This window comes from Nocardia thraciensis, assembly GCF_054782435.1.
In genome coordinates this window covers 1-24118 of record NZ_BAAGSM010000013.1, presented here as the reverse complement: position 1 = coordinate 24118, position 24118 = coordinate 1, and the positions used below count along the sequence as shown (strand labels likewise).

At 70.0% G+C, this 24118-nt stretch carries 11 protein-coding genes; 8 read left to right on the top strand and 3 right to left on the bottom strand.

Annotated features, from left to right (window positions below; genetic code table 11):
• Positions 1–49 precede the first annotated feature (49 nt).
• On the bottom strand, positions 50–1063 hold the full coding sequence (locus ACYVLQ_RS06690) for a methyltransferase (RefSeq protein ID WP_460696505.1): 1014 nt from the start codon (positions 1061–1063) through the stop codon (positions 50–52).
• Positions 1060–1908: a class I SAM-dependent methyltransferase gene (locus ACYVLQ_RS06685; protein ID WP_460696504.1), complete on the bottom strand. Its 849-nt coding sequence runs from the start codon at positions 1906–1908 to the stop codon at positions 1060–1062. The genes ACYVLQ_RS06690 and ACYVLQ_RS06685 overlap by 4 nt, the downstream gene beginning before the upstream one ends.
• 148 nt (positions 1909–2056) lie before the next feature.
• On the opposite strand from ACYVLQ_RS06685, the gene ACYVLQ_RS06680 reads away from it, so the two are divergent.
• The 7 genes from ACYVLQ_RS06680 to ACYVLQ_RS06650 are packed head-to-tail and all read left to right on the top strand — an operon-like array spanning position 2057 to position 21815.
• A complete protein-coding gene (locus ACYVLQ_RS06680) occupies positions 2057–10348 on the top strand; it encodes a non-ribosomal peptide synthetase (protein ID WP_460696503.1) in 8292 nt (2763 codons plus the stop codon).
• Positions 10345–15867 (top strand): non-ribosomal peptide synthetase, encoded by a 5523-nt coding sequence (locus ACYVLQ_RS06675; RefSeq protein ID WP_460696502.1) that lies wholly within the window; start codon positions 10345–10347, stop codon positions 15865–15867. The genes ACYVLQ_RS06680 and ACYVLQ_RS06675 overlap by 4 nt, the downstream gene beginning before the upstream one ends.
• Positions 15864–17069, top strand: coding sequence for a saccharopine dehydrogenase NADP-binding domain-containing protein (locus ACYVLQ_RS06670; protein WP_460696501.1), 1206 nt, complete (start codon positions 15864–15866; stop codon positions 17067–17069). Before ACYVLQ_RS06675 ends, ACYVLQ_RS06670 begins: the two co-directional genes overlap by 4 nt.
• Positions 17066–18244, top strand: coding sequence for a Gfo/Idh/MocA family oxidoreductase (locus tag ACYVLQ_RS06665; RefSeq protein WP_460696500.1), 1179 nt, complete (start codon positions 17066–17068; stop codon positions 18242–18244). The genes ACYVLQ_RS06670 and ACYVLQ_RS06665 overlap by 4 nt, the downstream gene beginning before the upstream one ends.
• Positions 18241–19029: a thioesterase II family protein gene (locus tag ACYVLQ_RS06660; RefSeq protein ID WP_460696499.1), complete on the top strand. Its 789-nt coding sequence runs from the start codon at positions 18241–18243 to the stop codon at positions 19027–19029. Before ACYVLQ_RS06665 ends, ACYVLQ_RS06660 begins: the two co-directional genes overlap by 4 nt.
• Positions 19026–20375 (top strand): cytochrome P450, encoded by a 1350-nt coding sequence (locus ACYVLQ_RS06655; RefSeq protein ID WP_460696498.1) that lies wholly within the window; start codon positions 19026–19028, stop codon positions 20373–20375. The genes ACYVLQ_RS06660 and ACYVLQ_RS06655 overlap by 4 nt, the downstream gene beginning before the upstream one ends.
• A 33-nt stretch (positions 20376–20408) precedes the next feature.
• Positions 20409–21815, top strand: a complete 1407-nt coding sequence (locus tag ACYVLQ_RS06650) for an MFS transporter (protein WP_460696497.1) — start codon at positions 20409–20411, stop codon at positions 21813–21815.
• 8 nt (positions 21816–21823) lie between these two features.
• Here the strand turns inward: ACYVLQ_RS06650 and ACYVLQ_RS06645 are convergent, their stop codons facing one another.
• Positions 21824–22537, bottom strand: coding sequence for a class I SAM-dependent methyltransferase (locus tag ACYVLQ_RS06645; protein WP_460696496.1), 714 nt, complete (start codon positions 22535–22537; stop codon positions 21824–21826).
• A gap of 153 nt (positions 22538–22690) precedes the next feature.
• Between ACYVLQ_RS06645 and ACYVLQ_RS06640 the strand changes: the two genes are divergently transcribed.
• Complete coding sequence (locus ACYVLQ_RS06640) at positions 22691–23983, top strand: salicylate synthase (RefSeq protein WP_460696495.1); 1293 nt, start codon at positions 22691–22693, stop codon at positions 23981–23983.
• Positions 23984–24118: the final 135 nt, after the last annotated feature.

Here is a 24118-nt window from a genome sequence, read left to right as displayed (position 1 = left end):
GCGGGGAGGGCGGCTGACGTTGCGGGCCGTGCGGTGCCGGGGGGATCACTCAGACCGGTTTCGCCTCGATGATCGAGTACGGCGCGGGCGGCGTCATCGGATGCGCCGCAGTGATACTGAATCCGGCTCGGCCGCAGAGGGTTTCGAACTCGGACCGGGTGCGTTCCTGCCCGCCCATGTTGACGAGCATGTTCACATCGCTGAGGTACAGCGCCGGCTCGGCGCCGGAGGCGGCCTCGGGCAGCACGGTCTCCACGATCAGCAGGCGCCCCGAATCGGAGATCGCCGACCGGCACCGGCCCAGGATGGCCACGCAGCGCTCGTCGTCCCAGTCGTGCAGGATGCTCTTGAGCAGGTACGCGTCCGCACCGGCGGGGACGGCGGAGAAGAAGTCGCCCGCTTCGACGCGACAGCGGTCGGTCACCGCCGCCGCGGCGAGCGTGGCCGCTGCCTCGGCGAGACCGGCCGCGCTGTCGAACAGCACCCCCCGCAGCCCGGGAACGGCCCGCAGGATCTCCGACAGGACGGTGCCGTCGCCGCCTCCCACGTCGACCAGCGTGCGGTGCCGGGTGAACTCGTAGCTGGCCGGGAGCAGTTGGGCGATCGGTAGCGTGATCTGCCGCATCGTCGTGTTGAATCGTTGTGACAGTTGCGGATTCGCGGCGAGGAAGCCGAAGAAATCGGTGCCGTACAACCCTTCGAACGTCGGGCGTCCGGTGCGGACCGCGTCCTCCGGACGCTCCCAGGCGCGGAGCATGGCCGGATCGGTGAACAGCAGCGCCGCCGCGGCCTGTGAGTCGGGTCGATCGGTTCGTAGCAGCATGCCGGTCTCGGACAGCCCGAACGCACCCGCCCGGGTCTCGGTCACCAGGTCGAGGGCGGCCAGGGCGCGCAGCAGCCGGGCAAGCGCACCGGGATGCGTTCCGGTGGCCGCGGCCAGTTCGGCGGGGGTCAGTTCGGCATCACCGAGGTGATCGGCCAGGCCGAGGCGGGCCGCGGCGCCGACGACCTGGGAGCAGATCGTCCCGAACATCATGTTCATCAGACGCAGATGAGGTGTCATGCCTGCTTCCTGGGGGGTGCACCGGCCACATGCAGCCGGTGCAGTCGATAGTGAGCGGCCTTGGCGCTGCGGTCGACCAGGGCCAGCGTCGCGCGCAACCGCCAGGGCAGCCGGTCGCGGACCTCGCCCGGCGGGTCGGTGACCGTGCGGGACTCGAGGACCGACAATCCGACGTCCCAGGCGGCGAAATCGGTTGGGGGATCGTCGATCGCCCAGCCCGGCCGCGCGCTCATATGCCGCAGGGTGTCGTGCCCGTTCAGGGCCGCGAGACCGGCGGGTGAGAACGAGTCGAGGATCAGATCGGAGCCGGGGAATTCCCGCTGAATGCGCCCGACCGCCGTCGCCGCGTCCGGCTGGGGCAGATAGATCAGCACCGCCTCGGAGACGAAGAGGTACGGGCCGGGTCGTTCACGGACGGCGGCCACCCACGTGTCGTCCACGGCGGAGGCGGACAGGATGGTGCGCCGTTCGGTCTCGTCGAAAAACTGTCGGCGCAGCGCGATCACGTCGGGCAGGTCGAACTCGACCCATCCGGCGGTGCCGTTGTCGAGACGCTCGTAGCGGGTATTGAGCCCCGCGCCGATCTCGACCACTGTGCCGCTCGGGTGTGCGGTGAGGAACCGTCCGACCCAGGCGTCGACCGTGAGCCCGCGCATGACCGATCCGATCATGCTGCGCCCCGTGCCGAGCCGGGCGAAGTCGTAGTCGATCCGTTCCACCATGGCGACCGCCCGGGGGTCGGCCACCAGCGGCCGCCTCTTCCGGGTCTCGAGTGCGCGGGCGTAGAGCGGTATCAGCAGCGTTTCCTGGGCCGCTCCCAGCGCGACGGGATGCTTTCCTGGCATGGACCCTTCCTCTGTCGAGCGCGAAAGACGTTCGCTGCGAACGCATTTGCCGCGCCGGAGCTCATCGCCGCGAGTTGACGGCGTCCTGCGAACGTCGTAGATTCTACCCTAATGAAAATGATTGTCATTTCTTAAGGGTGGGAAAGTGATGCGGGAACAGCTGGGCTTGCCGCGTGCGCATGCGGTGAGCGGTACGCACTGGGGCGACAGTGTGGAGACTTTGCGGCAAGCGATCGGCGCTCTGTCGGGCCTGCCCACCGAGGTATTGACCGACGACGTGGACCTGTTCGGCCTGGGCCTGGATTCGGTTACCGTGATGCGGATCTCCGGACTGATGCGTCGGGCGGGCGCCCGGGTGGAGTACCGGGACCTGCTGGCCGGTCCTACCCTCCGCATGTGGTGGGAGTTGTTGCAGCGCAACAACTCCGACGATCCACCCGCAGTGGCTGCCGGGGCAGTCGAGAGGGACGAGACGGCGCCGTTCCCCCTGGCGGTGATGCAGCACGCGTTCTGGGTCGGGCGTGCCGACTCGCAGCGACTGGGTGGTGTTGCCGCGCATCTCTACACCGAATTCGATCGTGACGACGGTCTCGACCTCGATCGACTGGATCGGGCGGTGCGCGATCTGACGGCGCGGCACGCGATGCTGCGCATCACCATCGACGGCGCCGGGATGCAGCGCGTGACCGAACGCGGGCACTGGCGCGGCCTGTTCATCGACGATCTCCGCTCACTGCCGGGAGACGTAGCCGCGCGGCGACTGGCGGACACACGGGATGTCCTCTCGCACAGGCGAATGGACGTCGCGGCCGGTGAAGTGTTCGACCTCCGGGTCTCCCTGCTTCCCGGCGGCCGCGCGCGCCTGCACCTGGACCTCGACATGATCGCCGCGGATGCCTTGAGCCTGCGTACCCTCCTCGCCGATCTGACCACCCTGTACCACGAGGGCCCCGGCGCACTGCCCGCCATCGATTTCAGCTACGCCCGGTACCTCGCGGAGCGCGATCGTGCACGGGCGCAGGCTCGTTCGCGGGCCCGTGACTGGTGGCACACACAGCTGCCGACCCTGCCCGGGGCTCCCGAACTTCCCCTGCTGGCGCATGAGAACGCCACCGGCGGGCCGAAAGTCGCACGCCGCCACCGCTGGCTGCCGCCGGAACGGGTGGCCCTGCTGCACGAGCGCGCCCGCCGTGCCGGACTGACCACCGCGACCGCCCTCGCCACCGTCTTCGCGGAGACGATCGGCGTTTGGAGCGCGACCGATCGGTTCCTGCTGAATCTGCCGGTATTCGACCGGGAACCGCTGCACGACGACGTGGATCGGCTCGTCGGCGACTTCTCCAGCTCGGTGCTGCTGGACGTCGACCTGTCCACCCGGATGCCGGTTGCCGAACGGGGACAGGCGATTCAGGAACGGCTGCGACAAGTCTCGGGCTACGCCGCCTACACCGGCGTGGAGGTGCTGCGCGATCTGAGCCGGGCCAACGGCGGTGCACGGGTGCTGGCGCCGGTGGTCTACACCAGCGCGCTGAGCCTGGGCGAGCTGTACCCGCCCGATGTCCGCGCCTGTCTCGGCGCACCGAGCTGGACCGTGTCGCAGGGACCGCAGGTGTGGCTGGACGCTCAGGTGACCGAGGTCGACGGCGGTCTCCTGCTGAATTGGGATGTCCGGGTGTCGCTGTTCCCGTCCGGGATGCTCGATGCGATGTTCGACGCCTACATCCGATGCATCGACCTCCTCCTGGACGACGAGACCGCGTGGCGGCGCGAGGCGCCCTGGCCGATCATCGCGGGCCTCGGCACCCCGGATGCGGCCGCTTCCGCATCCGACGGCGCGGCGCCGACCGCCCTGCACGAGCGCTTCTTCGCCCGCGCCGCCGCGGAACCGGACCGCATCGCGCTACTGACCGCGGAGCAACCGATTTCCTACGGGGACCTCGCGGCGGCCGCCTACCGCATGGCGGGGCTGCTGGCCGCCCGGGGAATCGGCCGGGGTGACAGTGTGGCCGTCACCCTGCCCAAGGGCGTCGACCAGATCGTGGCGACGCTCGGAGTGCTCGCCGCCGGTGCGACCTACGTGCCGTCCGGAGTCGACGTTCCGGCCGCACGACGGGAGCAGGTCTATCGCGCGGCGGGTGTGCGGCTGGTCGTCACCGACGCGGACGCCGCCGCGGCCGGTGTGCCGGACGGCATCGATCTGGTCCTGCCCGCACAGGCACGGGACGCGGAGCCCGCGGCCGGGGCAGTCGCGGTAGATCCCGAAGACGTCATGTACGTGATCTTCACCTCCGGTTCCACCGGAATCCCGAAGGGTGTCGAGGTGCCGCATCGCGCCGTGGCCGCTACGGTCGACGCGGTCAACACGCACTTCGGCATCGGGGCGGATGATCGCACGATCGCGTTGTCCGCCTTGGATTTCGACCTGTCGGCCTACGACCTGTTCGCATTCCTCGCCTATGGCGGGAGCGTGGTGGTGGTCGAGGAGGCACAGCGCCGCGACGCCGCGGCCTGGGCCGAACTCGTCCGCCGCTGGAATGTGACGGTGATCAGCGCCGTGCCCGCGCTGCTGGACATGCTGCTCGTCGCCGCCGCGGACTCCGGTCTCGGCAGCGCGCTGCGCGTGGTGATGCTGGGCGGCGACCGGGTCACCGTCGATCTGCCGGATCGGCTGCGCCGACTCGTCCCGGGGTGCCGGTTCGCGGGCCTGGGCGGGATGACCGAGGCCGCGATCCACGCGACGATCTGTGAGGTCGGAGCTGTCGACGCCGACTGGTCGAGCGTGCCCTACGGAATTCCGTTGCCGCACGCGCGCTGCCGTGTCGTCGACGGACATGGACGGGACCGGCCGGACTGGGTGCCCGGTGAACTCTGGGTCACGGGCCATGGCCTCGCGCACGGTTATCGTGGTGACCCCGAGCGGACCGCCGAGCGGTTCGTCGACCGCGACGGAGCCCGCTGGTATCGGACCGGTGACCTCGTGCGTTACCGGCCCGGCGGGACGATCGAATTCCTCGGCCGCACCGACCATCAGGTCAAGATCCGTGGCCACCGCATCGAATTGGGCGAGATCGAGGCGGTTCTTGCTGACCACCCGCAGGTCACCGCTGCGGCGGCGGCCGTGGTGGAACACGCGACCCGGCAGTTGGGCGCTGTCGTCGTTGTCGCGGACGACGCCGTCGAGGACGAGGCGTTGACGGCCTGGCTCGGCGACCGCCTGCCCGGTTATATGGTTCCCCGGCGTTTCATACGTGCGGCCGAACTTCCCATCACCCGGAACGGCAAGGTCGATCGGGCGGCCGTGCGGGCAATGCTCCTCGTGCGCGGCCGCGACGGTGAACCCGCCGGGATCTCGGTGCCGCAGGGTCGGACAGAGGTCGCTCTGGCGGCGATCTGGCGGGAACTGCTGGGCGTCGATGAGATCCGGCGTGACGACGACTTTTTCATGCTCGGGGGAGACAGTCTGCTGGCCACCCGGCTGATCCGGCGGCTCGGTGGCGAAGGGCTGTCCGGCGCCGATCTGGCCCAGTTGTTCGCCACGCCCACCCTGGCCGCGTTCGCGGCGGCATTGACATTCGGCGAGTCCGAGGGCGTGCCGGTGATTCGCCCGGAGCCGGAGCAGCGGCACGACCCCTTCGCACTCACCGACGTCCAACGGGCGTTCTGGATAGGCCGCGCGGAGCGGATGGAACTCGGCGGCGTCGGATCGCATTTCTACCTCGAGTTCGACGGGGCGGGGGTCGACCTGGACCGGCTCGAGGCCGCCTGGAACACGGTGATCGCCCGGCACGAGATGTTGCGCGCGGTCGTGACTTCGCAAGGGACGCAACAGATTCTCCCCGAGGTCCCGCACTACCGGATCGAGCGCATCGAGGCCGGACGGGCGCCCGAGTTCACTCTGCACCAGCTTCGGGAAGTGTTGTCGCACCAGGTTTTCGACGTACTAACCTGGCCGCTGTTCACGATCCGGGCCGCCACCTACGGCCGGGACGGGGTGACCCGCGTGCGGCTGTATGCCGGAATCGACAGCATCATCGCCGATGGTCGCAGCATCATGGTCTTGTTCACCGAATGGGACCGGCTCTACCGCGATCCCGACGCCACGCTGCCTCCCGTGCCGTTGTCGTTCCGCGACTACGTGCGTCAGATCGGATCCGATCCGCACCGCACCGCGGCCGCGCAGGAGTACTGGGCACGCCGCGTCCGCGAGCTGCCGCCTGCGCCGCCGTTGCCGCTGGTCCGAGCGCCGCGCGAGATTGTGCGGCCCCGTTTCGTGCGCCTGCGGCACCTGATCGACGCCGACCGGTGGCATCGGATCGCCCAGGCCGCGCGCACGCACGGGATCACACCCAACGCCGCCCTGCTGGCGTGCTACTTCCAGCTGCTCGGTGAGTGGAGCGCACAGCGCGCGCTGACGGTGAACGTCACCATGTTCGATCGGGTGGAGACGAGTCCTGCGGTGGACGGCGTGGTCGGCGATTTCGCGTCGCTGCTGTTACTCGGCCACAGCTGGGCGCCGGGAGAGGGTTTCGCGGCCGTCGCGAAGCGTCTGCATCGGCAGCAGGGGCGCGATCTGGCCCATCGCGACGCCTCCGGCATCTGGGCGCTGCGCGAACTTGCCCGGCACCGGGGTACCGCGTCCGCGCCGATGCCGGTGGTTTTCACCAGCGTCCTCGGCGTCGCGAACGGTGATGCGTCGCTGGAATTGTCGCCCGCCTTCCCGGAACCGATCTACGGCATTACCCAGACGCCGCAGGTCTGGCTCGACAACAAGGTGTCCGAGAACCGGGGCGGTATCGGCATCGACTGGGACGTCGTGGCCGAATTGTTCGGTGCGGCAACGACGTCCGCGATGTTCGACGGCTATGTGCGGCTCGTCGAGGGACTGGCCGAGATGGACTGGTCCCGGCCGCTGCCCGAGGTGCTGAGCGAGGAACAACGCACGCTGCGCGACGCGGCAGCGCGGGCGCTGCGCGAGGCGGCCCCGGCCCGCAGCGAGACACCGCCCGACACACCCGGCGGCGACAGCGCGGTGGAGCAGACCGTCGCGCGCCTCTGGCAGGCCCTGCTCGGCGTCGACCATGTCGACCGCGCCGACAACTTCTTCGATCTCGGTGGTGACAGCATCGTCGCCACACGGTTGATGAGCGGCCTGCGGTCCGAGGGGCTGGACGGGGCGGAACTGGCTCGTCTGTTCACCCACCCCGTCCTGCACGAGTTCGCCGCCACGATCACTGTAGGCCCCCGAGAATCGCCGGATTCCTCTGCGCCGCAACTCGAATCGGACCCGGCCCGCCGCCACGACCCGTTCCCGCTCACCGACATCCAGACGGCCTACTGGCTGGGCCGGTCCGACCATTTCGACCTCGGTGGCATCGGCGCCCAACTCTACCTCGAATACGACTGGCCCGACCTCGATCCGACCCGGCTGGAACACGCCTGGAACCGGCTGATCGAGCGGCACGCGATGCTGCGGGCCATCATCGACCCGGACGGTATGCAGCGGGTGCTCGCCGAGGTTCCCGCATACCGCATCCCCATCATCGACGCCGAAACAGTTGCCGCCGAGGCGGATATCGACACCGCCTCATCGGTGTTGCGCGCGGAGTTGTCGGGCGCGGCGCGCGACGCGGGCGCCTGGCCGCTGTTCGCGGTCCGGGTCGTCCGCGACGGCGACCGGACCCGGGTGTGCGCCGTCTTCGACAATCTGATCGCCGACGGCCTCAGCACACTGGTGCTCGTCTCCGAATGGATGCGGCTGTACGCCGATCCGGGTACACCGCTGCCTCCCCTCGGTATCGAATTCCGCGATTACGTCACCCACTGTGCTCCGTCGGAGGCGGAGATCCGCAGCGCGTTGTCGTACTGGCGGGCTCGATCGGCGGATCTGCCGCCGGGACCGCAACTGCCGCTGCGTGTTTCGCCCGGCAGCATCGACCGTCCGCGGTTCGCCCGGCGGGAGGCGCGGCTCGAACGCGAGACCTGGCACCGCATCACCGAGCGCGGCCGCGCCTTCGGGCTCACTCCGAGCGTGTTGCTCGTGGCCTGCTACACATGGGTATTGGGCGCGTGGAGCGCACAGCGCGACCTCACCGTCACCCTGACCCGCTTCGATCGCCGCGACGTCCACCCCGACATCACCAGGGTGGTCGGCGATTTCACCTCGCTGCTTCTGCTGGCCGACCGCCCCGCCGATGTGGAGAGCTGGCTGGACCGGGCCAGGCGGCTGCAGGAACAGCTGTGGCGCGATCTCGACCACCAGCAGGTCTCGGCGGTGCGCGTGCTGCGCGAACTCGCTCGGGAGAACGCGGCGCCGGCCGAACCCGTACCCGTGGTGTTCACCAGCATGCTCGGCGTGGACGACGAACTGGCCTGGGCGGTCCGCTGGCCGGACCACACCTGCTCGCAGACGCCGCAGGTCTGGCTGGACCACCAGGTTATCGAGCTGCCCGACGGCCTCTTGCTGAGCTGGGACTCGGTCGACGAGTTGTTCCCCGCCGGGATGGTCGACGATATGTTCGCTACCTACGTGGCACAGCTGCGCCGTCTCGCGGACGCGGACTGGACACTGCCCCTGCCGGATCCGGTTCCGCCCCAGCAGCGCGCGGTGCGAGATCGGGCGAACGACACCACCGGGCCGAGCCCGCGGGAGGCGCCCGGCGGCGGCCTGCTGCACACATCGTTCTTCGATGTCGCGGCGGCCGACCCCGGCCGCACGGCGCTCATCGATGCGGACACCGATATCGGCTTCGGCGCGCTGGCCGAGCACAGCAGGCGGATCGCCGCGCTGTTGATCGAGCGCGGGATACGGTCCGGGGCGGCGGTCGGGGTGACCGCCGCGCGCGGCGCCGCGCAGATCGCCGCGCTCTACGGGATCCTCGCCGCCGGCGCGGCGTACGTGCCGATCGCGAAAGATCAACCGCCGCAGCGCCGCAACGCGATACTCGACAGCGCCGAGGTGTCGGTGTTGCTCACCGACGACAGCGAGCGCTGCGGCGAGGTGCCCGAGTCGTGCCGGATCGTGGATATCGCGGAGGCGGACCGGTGTCCCCCGGCGCCGGTGTACCGGGGTGACCCCGGCGACCTCGCGTACGTCATCTTCACCTCGGGTTCGACCGGGACTCCGAAGGGCGTCGAGATCACCCACGGCAGTGCGGTCAACACCCTCGACGACCTGCGGTGCCGCTACGACATCGGCGCGGGCGATCGGGTGCTCGCGGTCGCGGCCGCCGACTTCGACCTGTCGGTGTTCGACGTGTTCGGCGTCCTGGGCGCGGGTGGCAGCGCGGTGGTCACCGGCGACGAGGACCGGCGCGATCCGCTCCGGTGGCTGGCGCTGGCCCGCGATCACGGTGTGACGCTGTGGAACAGCGTCCCGGCCGTGTTCGACATGTTGCTCACCGTCGCCGAGGCCGGACCCGGCCTCCCCCGGACGTTGCGACTGGTGCTGGTGTCCGGTGACTGGGTGGGGCTGGACCTGCCCCGCCGGGTCCGCGAGCTGTCGCGCGACTGTCGGCTGCTCGCGCTCGGCGGGGCCACCGAGGCGGCGATCTGGTCGAACTGTTTCGAGGTCGATGCGGTGGATCCGGAATGGACCTCGATCCCGTACGGATTCCCGTTGCGCAATCAGCGGTACCGGGTCGTGGACGAAGCCGGCCGCGACCGCCCCGACTGGGCGGTGGGCGAGCTGTGGATCGGCGGCGCCGGTGTGGCCCGCGGTTATCGCGGCGAGCCGGAGCTCACCGCGGCCGCCTTCCTCGAGGACGCGGGCACCCGCTGGTACCGCACCGGGGATCTGGGGCGCTACCGTCCCGGCGGACTACTCGAATTTCTCGGACGCTCCGACCGGCAGGTCAAGATCCGGGGCCACCGCATCGAATTGGGCGAGATCGAACACGCGATCAGCGCGCACCCGGCCGTCCGTCGCGCCCTCGCGCTCGCGGTCGGCGACCGCGAGCACACCCGGCTGGTGGCGTTCGTCGAGCCCGAGACCGGCACGGGCGCAACCGAACCGGAGTTGCCCGCGGACCTGGCGGACTTCGTCGCGGCCCGCGTTCCGTCCGCGTGGCTGCCCGCGCTGATCTCGTTGCCGGACCCACCGCTCACCGGCAACGGAAAGATCGACCATGCGGCGCTGGCCCGCCGCGCGGACAGCGCCCTGTCGGCAGTGGAATCCACGCCCGGTGAACCGATCCGCTCCGGACTGGAGACGCGGATCGGGCAGGTGTGGGGACAGGTAACCGGCGCGGCGCCGTCGCATCGGCAGATCAGTTTCTTTGCCGCGGGCGGTGATTCGCTGTCGGCCACCCGCTTGGTGAGCCGCCTCGAAACCGAACTCGGCATCGCCGTGACTCTGCGCGAGTTCTTCGCCACGCCGACCATCGCCGGGCTCGCGCGGAGCCTGCCGCAGCACGAAGTCGACCTCGAGGAAGGTGTCCTGTGAACCCCGTCGATCTGGTGTCCGACCTACAACGACGCGGGATCCACCTCTGGGTGGACGGTGACCGGTTGCGGTTCCGCGCGCCCCGCGGAGTGCTCACCGCCGAACACCGGGAACTGCTCGTCGCGCACAAACCCGCGGTGATCGACCATCTCACCCGAGACCAGGCGGCCCTTCGGGTCACCGCCGACCCGGGCGCCGTCCACGAACCGTTTCCGCTGACTCCGGTGCAGTCCGCCTATCTCATCGGCCGCAACCACGCCTACGCCTACGGCGGCGTCGCCTGCACCAGCTATCTCGAAATCGACTATGCCGCTGTCGAACCCGACCGGGTGGAAGCGGCCTGGAACGAACTCGTCCGGCGCCACGACATGCTGCGCGCCACCGTGCACGGTGACGGGTACCAGCGCATCCACCCGCAGGCGCCTCACTACCGGATTCCGGTGACCGATGCCCGCGGCGAGGACGCGGCCGCCCTCGCCGCCCAGCGCGACCGCAGGCGAGACGCGATGCTGAGCGGGACCCGCAGCAGCGAGCAGTGGCCGCTGTTCGATCTGCACGTCACCCGTACCGACCGGGGGAGCATCCTGCACCTGCTGGTGGAACTGCTCGTCCTCGACGCGGCGAGCGTGCAGCAACTGCTGGCCGAGCTGGACGACCTCGTGTACGGCCGGTCGAATTCCCGACCTGCACCGGCGATCGGGTTCCGCGATTATGTGCTCGGCGTGCAACGGCTGCGCAACGGTTCGCGGTACCACCGCGACCGCGACTACTGGCAGCGTCGGCTCGACGACCTGCCGCCCGCGCCCGCCCTCCCGGTCGATGCCCTCGACGTTCGTTTCGGCACCGAGACCGGATCCGATTCCGGCACCGGCGAATTCGACCGGCACCACCGCGTGCTGACCAGCGCGGACCTGGCCGGTCTGGCTGGTCACGCCGCGGCGCACGGGCTCACCGCCTCCGGCGCGGTGCTGACCGCCTACGCGGAGGTCATCGGACGCTGGAGCCGGCACCGCCGGTTCACCCTGAACCTGCCGGTGTTCAACCGCCTCCCGGTGCACGCCGATATCGATACCGTCCTCGGCGATTTCACTTCGGTCAGCCTGCTCGGTATCGACCTCGACGACCAGGACACCTTCACCGACCGCGCCCGGGCGATCACCACACAACTGTTCACCGACCTCGATCACCGCCTGTTCGACGGCGTGGAGGTCCTCGGCGAGCTGACCCGCCGCGCGGGCGCCCCGGTTCTCATGCCGGTGGTGTATACCAGCACCCTCGGTGCGGAAGGCGACGCCTTCCCTTCGACCGAGCGGGGCCGGATCCTGCGCGGCATGACCCGCACGCCGCAGGTGTGGCTCGACTGCCAGGTGACCCCGCACGAGGACGGGCTACTGCTGGCGTGGGACGTCCGGCGCGGCGTGCTGCCCGGCGACACCGCCGCCGATGCCTTCGCGGCATTCGCCGACCTCGTCACCGATCTGGCCCGAGCCCCAGGGACCTGGTCGGCCCGATATCCGGTGCCGCTGCCCACCGCGCAACAGGTGCGCCGCGACGCCTATGACGCCACCGCTGTGGATCGCACGCCCCGGCTGCTGCACCAGCGGATCCTCGATCGGGCCGCCACCCATCCGGACGCGCCCGCCGTGATCCACCCGACCGGCACACTCGATTTCGCCGCATTGGCCCGGCGTGCGGCCGCTACCGCGATCCGGTTGCGCGAGGCGGGAGTCGAGCGTGGGCAGCGCGTCGCGATCGTGATGGAGAAGGGACCCGAGCAGGTGGTCGCCGCGCTGGCGGCGCTGCTGGCCGGAGCGGCGTATGTGCCGATCGAGGCCGCCCAGCCCGCGGCGCGCCGGGAGCGGATTCTCGGCCGCGCCGGTGCCGGTGTGGTGCTGACGCAGTCCTGGCTCCACGCAGCCGGTGAACCACCCGCCGCCGTGCCCGCGATTCTCGTCGACGAGGTCGCGGGCGACGACGGCGCGCCCGATCTCGCGGGCTCCGCCGACCCGGTCGATCCGGCCTACGTCATCTACACCTCGGGCTCGACCGGGGAACCGAAGGGGGTCGTGGTCACGCACCACGCCGCCGCGAACACCCTCGACGATCTCGAGGAGCGTTTCGCCGTCGGCCCCGGCGACCGAGTGCTGGGTCTGGCGAATCTGAGCTTCGATCTCTCGGTGTTCGACATCTTCGGGGTGCTCGCCGCCGGGGGCGCGCTGGTACTTCCGGAGGCGGCGCGGGCGGCCGACCCGTCGCATTGGGCCGACCTGATCCAGCGCCATGCGGTCACCGTGTGGAACAGCGTGCCCGGCCAACTGCAGATGCTGCAGGACTTCCTGGACAGCGCGCCGGGTCACGACGCCGGATCGCTGCGGCTGGCGCTGGTGTCCGGCGACTGGATTCCGCTGGACCTGCCCGGCCGGGTCCACGCGAAACACCCCGGTCTCAGCGTGGTGGGCCTCGGCGGGGCCACCGAAGCCGCCATCTGGTCGATCCATCATCCGGTGGGCGAGGTCGACCCGCGGTGGCGCAGCATCCCGTACGGCACACCGTTGAGCAATCAGACCGTGCACGTGTTCGACGGCGTGTCGCAGGATTGCCCCGAGCATGTGACCGGCGAGCTGTACATAGGGGGTGTCGGTCTGGCCGAAGGGTACCTGCACGACGACGAGCTGACCGCCGAGCGGTTCCTCCGGCATCCGCGTACCGGTGCCCGGCTGTACCGCACCGGCGATCTGGGGCGGTTCCACCCCGGCGGGTGGATCGAGTTCCTGGGCCGAGAAGACAGCCAGGTCAAGGTCCGGGGACACCGGGTCGAACTGGGCGAGATCGAATCGGCACTGCGCCGTCACCGCGCTGTCGCCGACGCCGCGGTCGTGCTCGACGCGCACGGCCCGGGGGCACGGTTGCTCGGCTTCGCCGAGATCGCGCTCGACCCGTCGGCGCCTACGGCGGCCGACCCGGCCGGGGACCGGATACTCGAGGCCGCCGAGACCGCCGCCGCCACGGTCCGCGGCGAGATCGATGGTGAATCGTTCGAGGCGCTGATGCGCGCGGTCGACGAGGTGGCGGTGCTGTCCATCGCGGCGCGGTTGCGTGCCGACGGGCTGTTCCGCGATGCGGGCCGATCCTACGACATCGCCGAGATCGCCACGGCCACAGGCGTTTCGGACCGTCAGAGCGGGTTGCTCGCCCGCTGGATGACGGCGCTGGCACATGCCGGAGCAGTTGTCCACGATCCGGAGACCGGCCGCTACCGCGACCTCGTCGAGGCCGACGCGGACATGGTCGAGCAGCGGTGGCGCCGCATTCACGAACTGGATGACATCGTGGGATACGGCCGTGCCACCCTCGACTACATCCGCACCTGCAGCACTCGGCTCGACGAGCTGCTGCGCGGTGACCTCGACGTTCGTGAATTGCTCTTTCCCGCAGGCGAATTCGGTGCTGCGCATGCGGTGTACCGGACGAACCTGGTGGCCCGTGGCGTGCACCGCGTCGTGATCGATACCGTGCGCGCGATCGCAGCGCGAACCCCGCGCCGAGTGCGGGTCCTCGAGGTGGGTGGCGGCATCGGTGGTACCAGTACCGATCTGATCCCGGCGCTGGCCGAATACGAGCCCGACTATCACTTCACCGACCTGTCGGAGTTCTTCCTCAGCGAGGCGCGCCGGACATTCGCCGACTATCCGTGGATGCGATACGGGCGCTTCGACATCAACACCGACGCGCGGGAACAGGGCTTGCGTCCGAATTCGGCCGACGTGATCCTGTGCGCCAACGTGCTGCACAACTCCCGCAACGCCGACGAGGTCCTGGCGCGCCTGCGCGAGATCCTCGCTCCCGGTGGGTGGCTGGTCTTCCTCGAGCCGACCAGGCAGCACAACTACGCGTTGCTGGTATCGATGGAATTCGAGTTCTTCAGTGAACTCGCCACCTTCACCGATGTGCGCGCGGGCACCGGACAAGCCTTCTTCACCCGCGACCAGTGGCTGCGGTTGCTCGCCGACGCCGGAGCGGATCGGGTGCGCGCGCTGCCCGCGGACGGTGACCCGCTGGCGACGTCGGGCCAAGGCGTATTCATCGCCCGATTCAAGGGCGACCGGCACGCGTTGACCGAGCAGCAGCTGACCGAGCACGTCGCCGCGCTGCTGCCCGGTCATATGGTGCCCGATCAGCTGTGGCTGCTGGATGCGCTGCCGCGCTCGGCGAATGGCAAACTCGATCGCGCCGCACTGGCCGCACGGACATCCCATGACTCCGGAGACGGCGAGGTGGCCGGGTTCGTCGCCCCGGCCGATGGGCTCGAGCAGCGGATCGCCCACCTGTGGACCGAGATGCTCGGTGTGGAGCGTGTCGGCCGCGATCAGGATTTCTATGCACTGGGCGGCGATTCGCTGTTGCTGTCACGGATGATCGGCCGACTGCGGGAGCGTGAGGCGCAGGCCGCGGCCGTCGAATGGCAGGAGCTGTTGCGGCACATGCTGCGCGACGCCACGGTCGCGGGCCTGGCGGCCCAGCTGCGCCGCCCCGACGCCGGTGTGGCACAGGCGGAATCGGCGAGTGCGCTGCTACCGCTCGGTGGCGACGAGGCCGATCCCGCCGGGACGTGGGTGCTGGTGCACGGTGGCACCGGCACGTTGCAGCCCTATCATGCGCTGATCCCGCACCTGCGTGCCGCGCACCCGGGTGCGCTGGTCGGACTGCAGGCACCCGACCTGAGCCGGTACCTCGAACTGCCCCCGGAATCGGTGATCACCAGGATGGCGGCCGACTACGCGACCGAACTGCTCGACGGGGACCACCACGGCCGCTTCCGGATCATCGGCTACTGCGTCGGCGGGCTGCTCGCCACGGAGATCGGCCGGATATTGACCGAGGCCGGTGCGGTGGTGGACGAGCTCACGGTGATCAGCTCGTATCAGCCCCCCGCGGTGGACGACGAGGTGATGGTCGACCACATCTTCGCGCTGGCCGTCGGCGCCGACCTCGAAGACGCCGGATTCCCCGGGGACGCCGACGCATTCGGCGCCGCCGTGCGCACCATCCTCGACCGGAGCCCCGACCGGATCCCGCGCGCCGCCCTCGCGAGCCTGGACGGACCGCACGCACCGCTTGCGGCGAAATTCCGGGACCTGTCGGCGGTGCCGCGCGCTGAACGCATCGCCGCCCTGCACACCGCGTCCACGGGTGGTAGCGCCTACAACTCCGGCGGGCATGCGCTGGACGAATTCCGCCGCCTGTTCGACGTGTTCGCGCAGAGCCTGCGCGCGGTGGCGGCACACCGGCCCGAACCGTATCTCGGACCGGTGCGGCTGCTGCGCAACAGCGAGTCCTCGACGCTATTGCCGGGGACGCGCGAGGACGTCGGTGAGTTCTGGTCCCGGATCTGCCTCGGGCCGTTGGCCGTCGAGGACATTCCGGGCGATCATTTCGGTTGCATGGCTGCCGCCCACTCGTCGGCGCTCGGCGGCCGGATCACCGCGCCCGTGCGGGGATCGGGGGTGGTGGTCCCATGATCGAGCCGAACGAGGAGATCGTCTCGCCTGGGCGGCACGCCGATGGCGCGGGTGGCCGACGGCGCGTTGCCGTGCTCGGCGCCACGGGTGTCGTCGGCCGGGCCGCGGTGCGGATGCTGACAAGTCTCGGCGTCACCGGACTGCGCCTCGGCGCGCGGTGCGGCGAGCGCCTGGACGCACTCCCGGCGCCGCCCGACGCCCAGCGGTGCCGGGTCGACGCCGACGACACGGAATCATTGACCGCGTTCTGCCGGGGGGCCGGTCTCGTCCTCAACTGCGCGGGACCGTCGTATCTATTGCTCGACCGGGTCGCGCGGGCAGCGCTGGCGGCGGGCAGCGACTATGTCGATGTATCGGGCGACGGCCCGGCCTACCGGCTGCTCGAAGGCTCGCCACTGTTCGACGGAGCGCGCACAGCGGTGCTGTCCGCGGGAATGCTGCCGGGATTGGCCAATCTCGTGCCGAGACTCTTGGCCGACGACCTGATCGGTGCGCGGCTGGTGGTCTACGCCGGCGGCATCGAACCGTTTTCCCCCGCCGCGGCCGGGGATCTGGCGCTGTCGGTCGACGCTTCGGACGGGTCCGGTGCGACGCCGGGTGGAGCGGGCGCCGGTCACTGGTACGGCGAGGCCTTGGCCGCCTGGCAGAACGGCCGTCGTCGGCGAAAAGCGTTGCCGGTGGGAGAGGACGTCGAGATCGCCGGATTTCCCGGCCGGGTGACCACGATGCCGTTCCTCACCGCCGACGCCGAGCGGCTGGCCAAGTCGACCGGCCTGTCCGACTTGCGGTGGTACAACGTCTTTCTGGGCTCCGCGCTGCGACTGACCCTTGCCGGGCTGCGCGGACGCGTATCCGGCGTGCGGCAGCCGCTGGCCGGGGCCGTCGCGCAGGTCCGCGCGGCGGCCGACCTCGACCTGGCCGGACTCGATCCGTTCTATCTGATGGCATTCACGGTGTCGCGGCCCGGCCGCACCGACACCGCGCTGCTGCGGACGCCCAGCAGTTTCGAACTCACGGCGGCTACCGCGGTGCGGGCGGTGATGGCCATCCTGCGCGGCGCGGTGCCCGCGGGCCTGCACTATGCCGACGACATCCTCGATCCCCGAGAACTTCTCGACGGCGTGATCGATCTGGGCGCGCTGCCCGTGTGGCAGACCCACCGGCATGCCCATGACGAACCACTGGAAGAAGGCATCCTGTGAACGACTCCATCCCTGTCCGCGCGAGACCGAAGGTCGTAGTGTGCGGCACCTCCTTCGGCCGGGTGTATCTGCGGGCGGTGCACGAAGACCCGGATGTCGAACTGGCCGGGGTGGTTTCGCGCGGGAGCAGCGCGTCCCGCGATACCGCCCGGGCCTACGGGGTACCGCACTATGTCGAGATCGACGAGCTTCCCGGCGATATCGACATCGCCTGTGTCGCGGTGCGTGCCGCGGTCGCGGGCGGCGAGGGCGGTGCGTTGGCGCGGAGGTTGCTGGCTCGTGGCATCCACGTGCTGCAGGAGCATCTGCTTCACCCGGACGAGCTGGCGGACTGCCTGCGGACGGCGCGCGAGCACGGCGTGCGGTACCGGCTCAACGCCTTCTACCCGCACCTGCGGCCGGTTCAGCTGTTCCTGCACGCCGCCCGGCTGCTGCGTGAGCAACAGGAACCGCTGCACGTCGATGCGATGGCCGGAGCCCAAGTCGTCTATCCACTGCTCGACATCATCGGGCGAGCCGTCGGCAGGCTACGCCCGTGGGCGGTCGGCGAGCCCGCACCGGTGCCACCCGCGGTGGCCGCCCTGGCCGACCGGCCGATGCCCTACGAGCACGTCACCGGAGTGATCGGCGGGGTTCCGCTGTCGCTGCGGGTGCAGAACCAGATCCACCCCGCCGACCCGGACAACCACGCCCTGCAGCTGCACCGGCTGTCGATCGCCTTCGAGGGCGGAATACTCACCCTGGCCGACACGCACGGCCCGGTGCTGTGGAGCCCGCGGCTGCACAGCGAGCGCGACGAGACCGGACGGCTGATCATGGCCGGGCCCGGTACCGAGCGGCTCGAGGCGCCGAGCACCGAAGTACTCGAATCCGCTGGCACATCCACATTCCGCGCAATCTTCGACGAGGTCTGGCCGCAGGGCGTTCGCGCCGCACTGGCCGAGTTGCGGGCCGACATCGCCGACCCGCGGCGCCATGTCGGCGCCGGTCAGTGGGCGGTAACCGTCACCGGGATCTGGCAGCGGCTCACCGCCGTGCTCGGGCCGCCGGAACTGATCCAGCCGGGCACACCGCGGGCGGTGCCGCTGCCGGAATTGCTCGCCGCCAGGCCCTCCGCGGAGGAGCAGCGAACCGCTCGCAGGTCGGACCCGATCGACAGCGAGGTGCGAGCATGAGCCTCGAGCACCGATGGCTGCGCTGCCCGCGGCCGAATCCGGCCGCGCGGCTGCGGTTGATCTGTTTCCCGCATGCGGGAGGAACGGCCGGCTTCTTCCGCGACTGGCCCGCAACCATCGATTCCGGTATCGAAACACATATCGTCCAGTACCCGGGACGCGAAGACCGGCTCGACGATCCACTCGTCGACCGGATGGAGGTGCTGGCCGACGGGATCCTCGAGGTGTTGCCGGACGGCCCGCTGGCCCTGTTCGGGCACAGCATGGGCGCCGCCGTCGCTCACGAGGTGGCGCTCCGCCTGCGCCACGACAACCGAAATCCGGTGGCGCATATGGCCGTATCGGGACGAGAACCGCCCATGCATCAGCGCGCCGGTGACCTGCACACCCGGGGAGTGTCGGCGGTCGCCGCCGAACTCGTGCGGTTGAGTCCGCGCAATGCGGCCCTGGTCGGTGATTCCGCACTGGCGGAATTGATCCTGCCCGTCGTGGTCAACGACTATCGGCTCATCGAAACCTACCGCCCCGGCACGCCACCCCCACTGGACTGCCCGCTCACGGTCCTGATCGGTGACCGCGATACGGAGGTCAGCGTCGGTGAGGCACGTGACTGGGCACGCTATACCACCGGCCGAACCACGGTGTGGCGGTTGCCCGGCGACCATTTCTACCTCGTCGACCAACGCGCCACGGTCCTCGACATCGTCGAACGCGCCCTGCTCGGCCACCGCGACCGCCCCGGCCCGCATCAATCGTCCACCGACCGGAATCGAGGTGCCGCATGACCAGCGTGGACGCATCCGGTTCCCGTCCCGTCGCCGGTTTCCGGTCCACCCTGCGCGGTCTGTCGAGCCTGCGCGCGTTCTCCTCCGACCCCTATGCCGCGATGCAGCGGCTGTATCAGGACAACGGGGCGATCTCGGTGCTCGGCGCGGGGCCGATGCGGTTCCGGCTGACCCTGGGACCGGAGGTGAACGAGTTCATCCTGGCCAACAGTCAGTTGTTCAGCTGGGAGCGCGCTTTCGCCGGTCTGGTCCCGCTGGCCGGTCCGGCCGCGCTACTGGCCAACGACGGTGACCGGCACCGGCGGCTGCGCCGGCTCGTCGCGCCCGCGTTCACCGTCCGCCGCGTCGGCGACCACATCGAAACAGTCACCCGCCATGTGCGGCAGGCCGTCGCCGAATGGCAACCGGGCGATGTCGTCGAGGCGTACGAGCCGCTGCGCCGGGCACTGCGCCGGGCCACCCTGGAGAGCCTGTTCGGCTCCACCGCGATCGAACGCTCCGACGGTCTGGACGCCCGGCTGCACGATATCCACCGCGCCGTCGACGCTGGGCTGGTCCGCGGCAAGATCCAGCGCTGGGGCCTGCCCACCTGGCGCCGGGCGCTCGCGGCACGCGCCGAGGTACACCGCTGGGTGGTGGCCGAGATTCACCGCCGCGGCGAGCATCCCGGCCCCGGCCGCGACGTACTCGGGGCGCTGCTCGAGGGCGCGGACGGCACCCGGCTGTCCGACGAGGAGATCACCGACCAATTGGTGAGCCTGCTGGAGGCCGGGGCGGAAACCACTGCGGCGCAGCTGGCATGGCTGCTGCACTGCGCCTCGCGCGAGCGACCGATCTGGACCGATATCACCGCCGCGATCACCGACCGACTGCCGGGCAGTACGCCACCGGCACCCGCCGACCTGGACCACGTGACCGGGCTCGACCACCTCGTGTCCGAAGCGATCCGGCTCTATCCGGCCACGGCCGTCGTCTCGCGCATGACCGCGACCGAATTCTCCTTGGCCGGACAGCAATTCGTCCCCGGTGACCTGCTGATCCTCAGTCCGTACCACACCCACAGGCTGGCATCGATCTGGCCCGACCCGGACCGGTTCGATCCGAGCCGATGGGATCCGGCCTCGGCCGACTATCACCGCCCGGCGCCGCACGAGTTCCTTCCGTTCGGCGGCGGCCCGCATCGCTGTATCGGCGCCAACTTCGCGACCATGGCCGTCAAAACCGCCTTCGTGGCGGTGGCCGGCCACGTCGACTGCGAGCCCGTCGCCGTGGACGTGCGCCCGACCGGACTGATCGGGATGCGCCCGGCCGGCGGGCTGAACCTGCGCATCATCGGAAAGCGTTGAGAACCTGCTTGTTTCGAACCTCTTGGAGCACAGATGACGCAACACAACAGAACCACCGCGGTGCTGGCGACCGTGGTGATCGTGCAGTTCATGGTTTCGCTGGACCTCTCGGTGGTGAACGTCGCACTTCCCGCGATCCAAGCCGAATTCGACATCTCGGCGACCGCACTGCAGTGGGTGATCAATGCCTACACCGTCGTGTTCGGCGGATTCCTGCTCCTCGGCGGCCGCCTCGGTGACCTGATCGGCCGCCGCTGGACCATGCTCCTCGGACTCGGCCTCTTCGGCCTCGCCAGCCTCGTCGGCGGGCTGGCCACCGACCCGTCGATCCTCGTGGGCGCCCGGGCCGTCCAGGGTTTAGGGGCCGCCGCGCTGTCGCCGCTATCGCTGGCACTGATCACCGTGACCTTCCCGGAGGGGCCCGCCCGCGCCAAGGCCCTCGGGTTGTGGGGCGGATCGACCATGCTCGGCGGCACGACCGGCGTCGTCGCGAGCGGTCTGCTCACCGACTTCGCCGACTGGCGGTGGGTGTTCCTGATCAATGTGCCGATCGTCGTCGCCGCCATGGTGACCGCGGCCACGGGGATGGGTGACGAACGCGAGGGCGTCCGGCCACGTCTCGATATCGCCGGTGCCGTGCTGGTCACCGCGGGCATGGTCCTGCTCATCCTCGGTGTCGTGCGCGCCGAGGAACAGGGCTGGGCGTCGGCGGTCACCGTGGGCACCCTCGCGCTCGCGGCCGCGCTGCTGACCGCGTTCGTCGCGGTGGAGTCGCGGGTGGCCGAGCCGTTGATGCGGTTGAGCCTGCTGGCGCATCGAAGTGTGCTGGGCGGCAACGTCTTCGGGTTCATGATCACCGCCGGGCAGCTCGCCGCGTTCTACTTCGTCTCCCTGCACATGCAGACGGTGGCGCATTACTCTCCGGCCGCCGCCGGCGTGGCGTTCGTGCCGTTCGCGGTCGGCGCCGTGGCCGGGATGCGCGCGGTCGCCGCGGTCGTGAAGCGCTTCGGCGCCCGGACGGCATTGGTGGCCAATGGGCTACTGGGAGCCATCGGAATCGCCTGGTTCGGTCTCGCCGGGCCGGGTGGCACGTTCGTTACCGACCTGCTCGGGCCATCGATCGTGGCCGGTATCGGTATCGGCGCCAGCTTCGTGGTCATGGGTGCGGTCGCCATGACCGGTGTCCCGCCCGCGGACGCGGGCATGGCCTCGGGTTTGTTGAACAGCTCCCGCCAACTCGGCGGCGCGATCGGCCTCGCGGTATTGACCACGGTCGCCGCCGCGGTCACCTCCGGCGAGCAGACACCCGAGGCGCTCAGCCACGGCTACCGCTCGGCCTTGCTGCTCGGCGCGGGTCTCATCGTGCTCGGCACCGCGGCCGTCGCCGTGCTCGTGCCGCGGCCCGCGGCGGCCCGGAAGGCCGCCGCGGAACGGGCGTGACCGCGCGTTTACCGGCGGGGCGTGCGAAGCACTCCGGCCTGTGTGGTGAGCTGCTCACCGCTCAGGCCGGTCTCCGCGGCGAGATCGTCGAGGCCGAACGTGTGCCACTCACTGACGTTGCGCACGGTCCTCGTCGGCACGGCTGGCCCGCTGACCTGCCAGGTCGAGGTCAACCGCATGAGATCTCCGACACCCGGCTCGCCTTCGATCCAGCCTTCGTAGAGCAGGTCGCCGATCTGCTCCCGGGCCAGGGCCATCCTGGGCAGCGGCGCCGGACGAGTGATCGGCAGCAGCTCGACCAGCACGGGCGCACCGGGGGCAAGGCGGGGCAGAACGCGATCCCACAGCGCCCGCCGCGCCTCCGGAGAGACGTGGCCGATCACCCCGAACAGCACCAACGCCGAGATCGACTCGGGCAGCGCCACCGACTCCACGCCCTCGGGCACGATGGTCACCCGCCGCCGCAGATCCTCGTCGGAGACGACATCGTGGGTGAGGACCGCGCGCATCGCCGGCGCCGGCTCGCAGGCCAGGATGCGCGCCTGCGGCAACACCTCCGCGATGATGCGGCACGTCCGCCCGGTACCGGCCCCGATGTCGACCACGGGGCCCGTACTCGGATCGACCTCGGCCAGCGTCGATCGCAGTGCCGATTCGCCCTCCGGATGCGCGCGCGGAACCAGATCGTAGAACTCCGCGACCGGCGAATAGAAGTCGTCCATGTGCCTCTCCCTGTAGGTGACATCGCTGACCAGCTTTGTTGAAAAAGATTATCATTATCATTAAATTGAGTTCGGGCAGAAGGGGTTTCGATGGCGACCGTGGATTCGACAGCGGCGGTTCCGGTACCAGAGTCGCGACCGCGGATATCCGCGGTGGCGGATCCGGTGGCGACGGTGGCCGCTCTGGCGGCATCGGATCGGTTCGGCGATCACGTCGTTTACGAGCGACCCGGTTCCTGGGTCTTCGCGGCGGATCCGGTGGGTCGTATCGAGCTGGACCACGGTGAACTCCGACTCGAATACCAAGGCCGAAATCGGGTGCTGCCGTGGGCCGACCGGCCCATAGCCGGTCTGCGGTCCGGTCTGGACGAGTTACGCGCGCAGGGTTGCGACGGTGTCGTGTACGGATGGCTGGGCTTCGAGCTCTGCGCCCACCGGTTCGGCGCCGACCGCTATGTCCCCGAGGGAACACCCTTGGCGCGCTTGATGGTTCCACGGCTGGAGGTACAGGTCGCCACATCGGGCGTCGTCGTGCGTGGCGCGACACCATCCGATCTCGATGTGCTCGAACACCTTCTCACGGGTCCGCCTGCGCCGTCGGACGTTCCCGGCTTCGTCGACATCCACGCGGACCCGAGCGGTTATCGTGAACGGGTGGCCGCCGCTGGGGCCGAAATCCGTTCGGGGCGTTACCAGAAGGTGATCCTCTCCCGGCGGGTGGATGTGCCGTACCCGGTCGACCTGCCTGCTACCTACCGGCTCGCCCGTGCTCACAACACCCCGGCGCGATCGTTCCTGTTCCGGCTCGACGGCATGGCGGCCGCCGGATTCAGCCCCGAACTGATCGTCGCGACCACCGAGGACGGCCGGATCAGCACCGAGCCGTTGGCCGGCACCCGGGCATTCGGGCGCGGCGCCGACGCCGACCGCCGCGCCCGCGATCATCTGCAGTCGGACCCCAAGGAGATAGTCGAGCACGCCATCTCGGTGAAGGCCGCCCTCGCCGAACTCGCGACCGTCGCCGCCCCCGACTCCTCCTCGGTATCGGATTTCATGTCGGTCCGCGAACGAGGCAGCGTGCAACACCTGGCTTCGACCGTGCAGGGCATACTCGCTCCAGGCCGCGACGGGTGGGATGCGGTCGAGGCTCTCTTTCCCGCCATCACGGCTTCAGGAATCCCCAAACACCCGGCCATCGATGCCATCTTTCGCCACGAAAACCACCCACGAGGACCGTATTCCGGTGCGGTGGTGGCCCTCTCGCCCTCCGGTGCGATCGACGCCGCATTGATCCTGCGGGCTGTGTACCAATCCGGCAACCGATCGTGGCTACACGCGGGCGCCGGAATCGTGGAGCAGTCCCGGCCCGATCGCGAGTTCGAGGAAACGTGCGAGAAACTCGCCAGCGTCGCCAACCATATCGTCCCGCTCCACCGAAGGGGTTAGGATTTCGGCCGACAACCCTGTCATCACTGACCCTCCTTCGGCCACTGGACGGTCGGGGAGCAACCGCTGTGTCACGCTTTCAGCTTTGCCATAACCCGTCGCGCTTGCGCTTCAGCCAGGGCAGCGGCCTCGGCC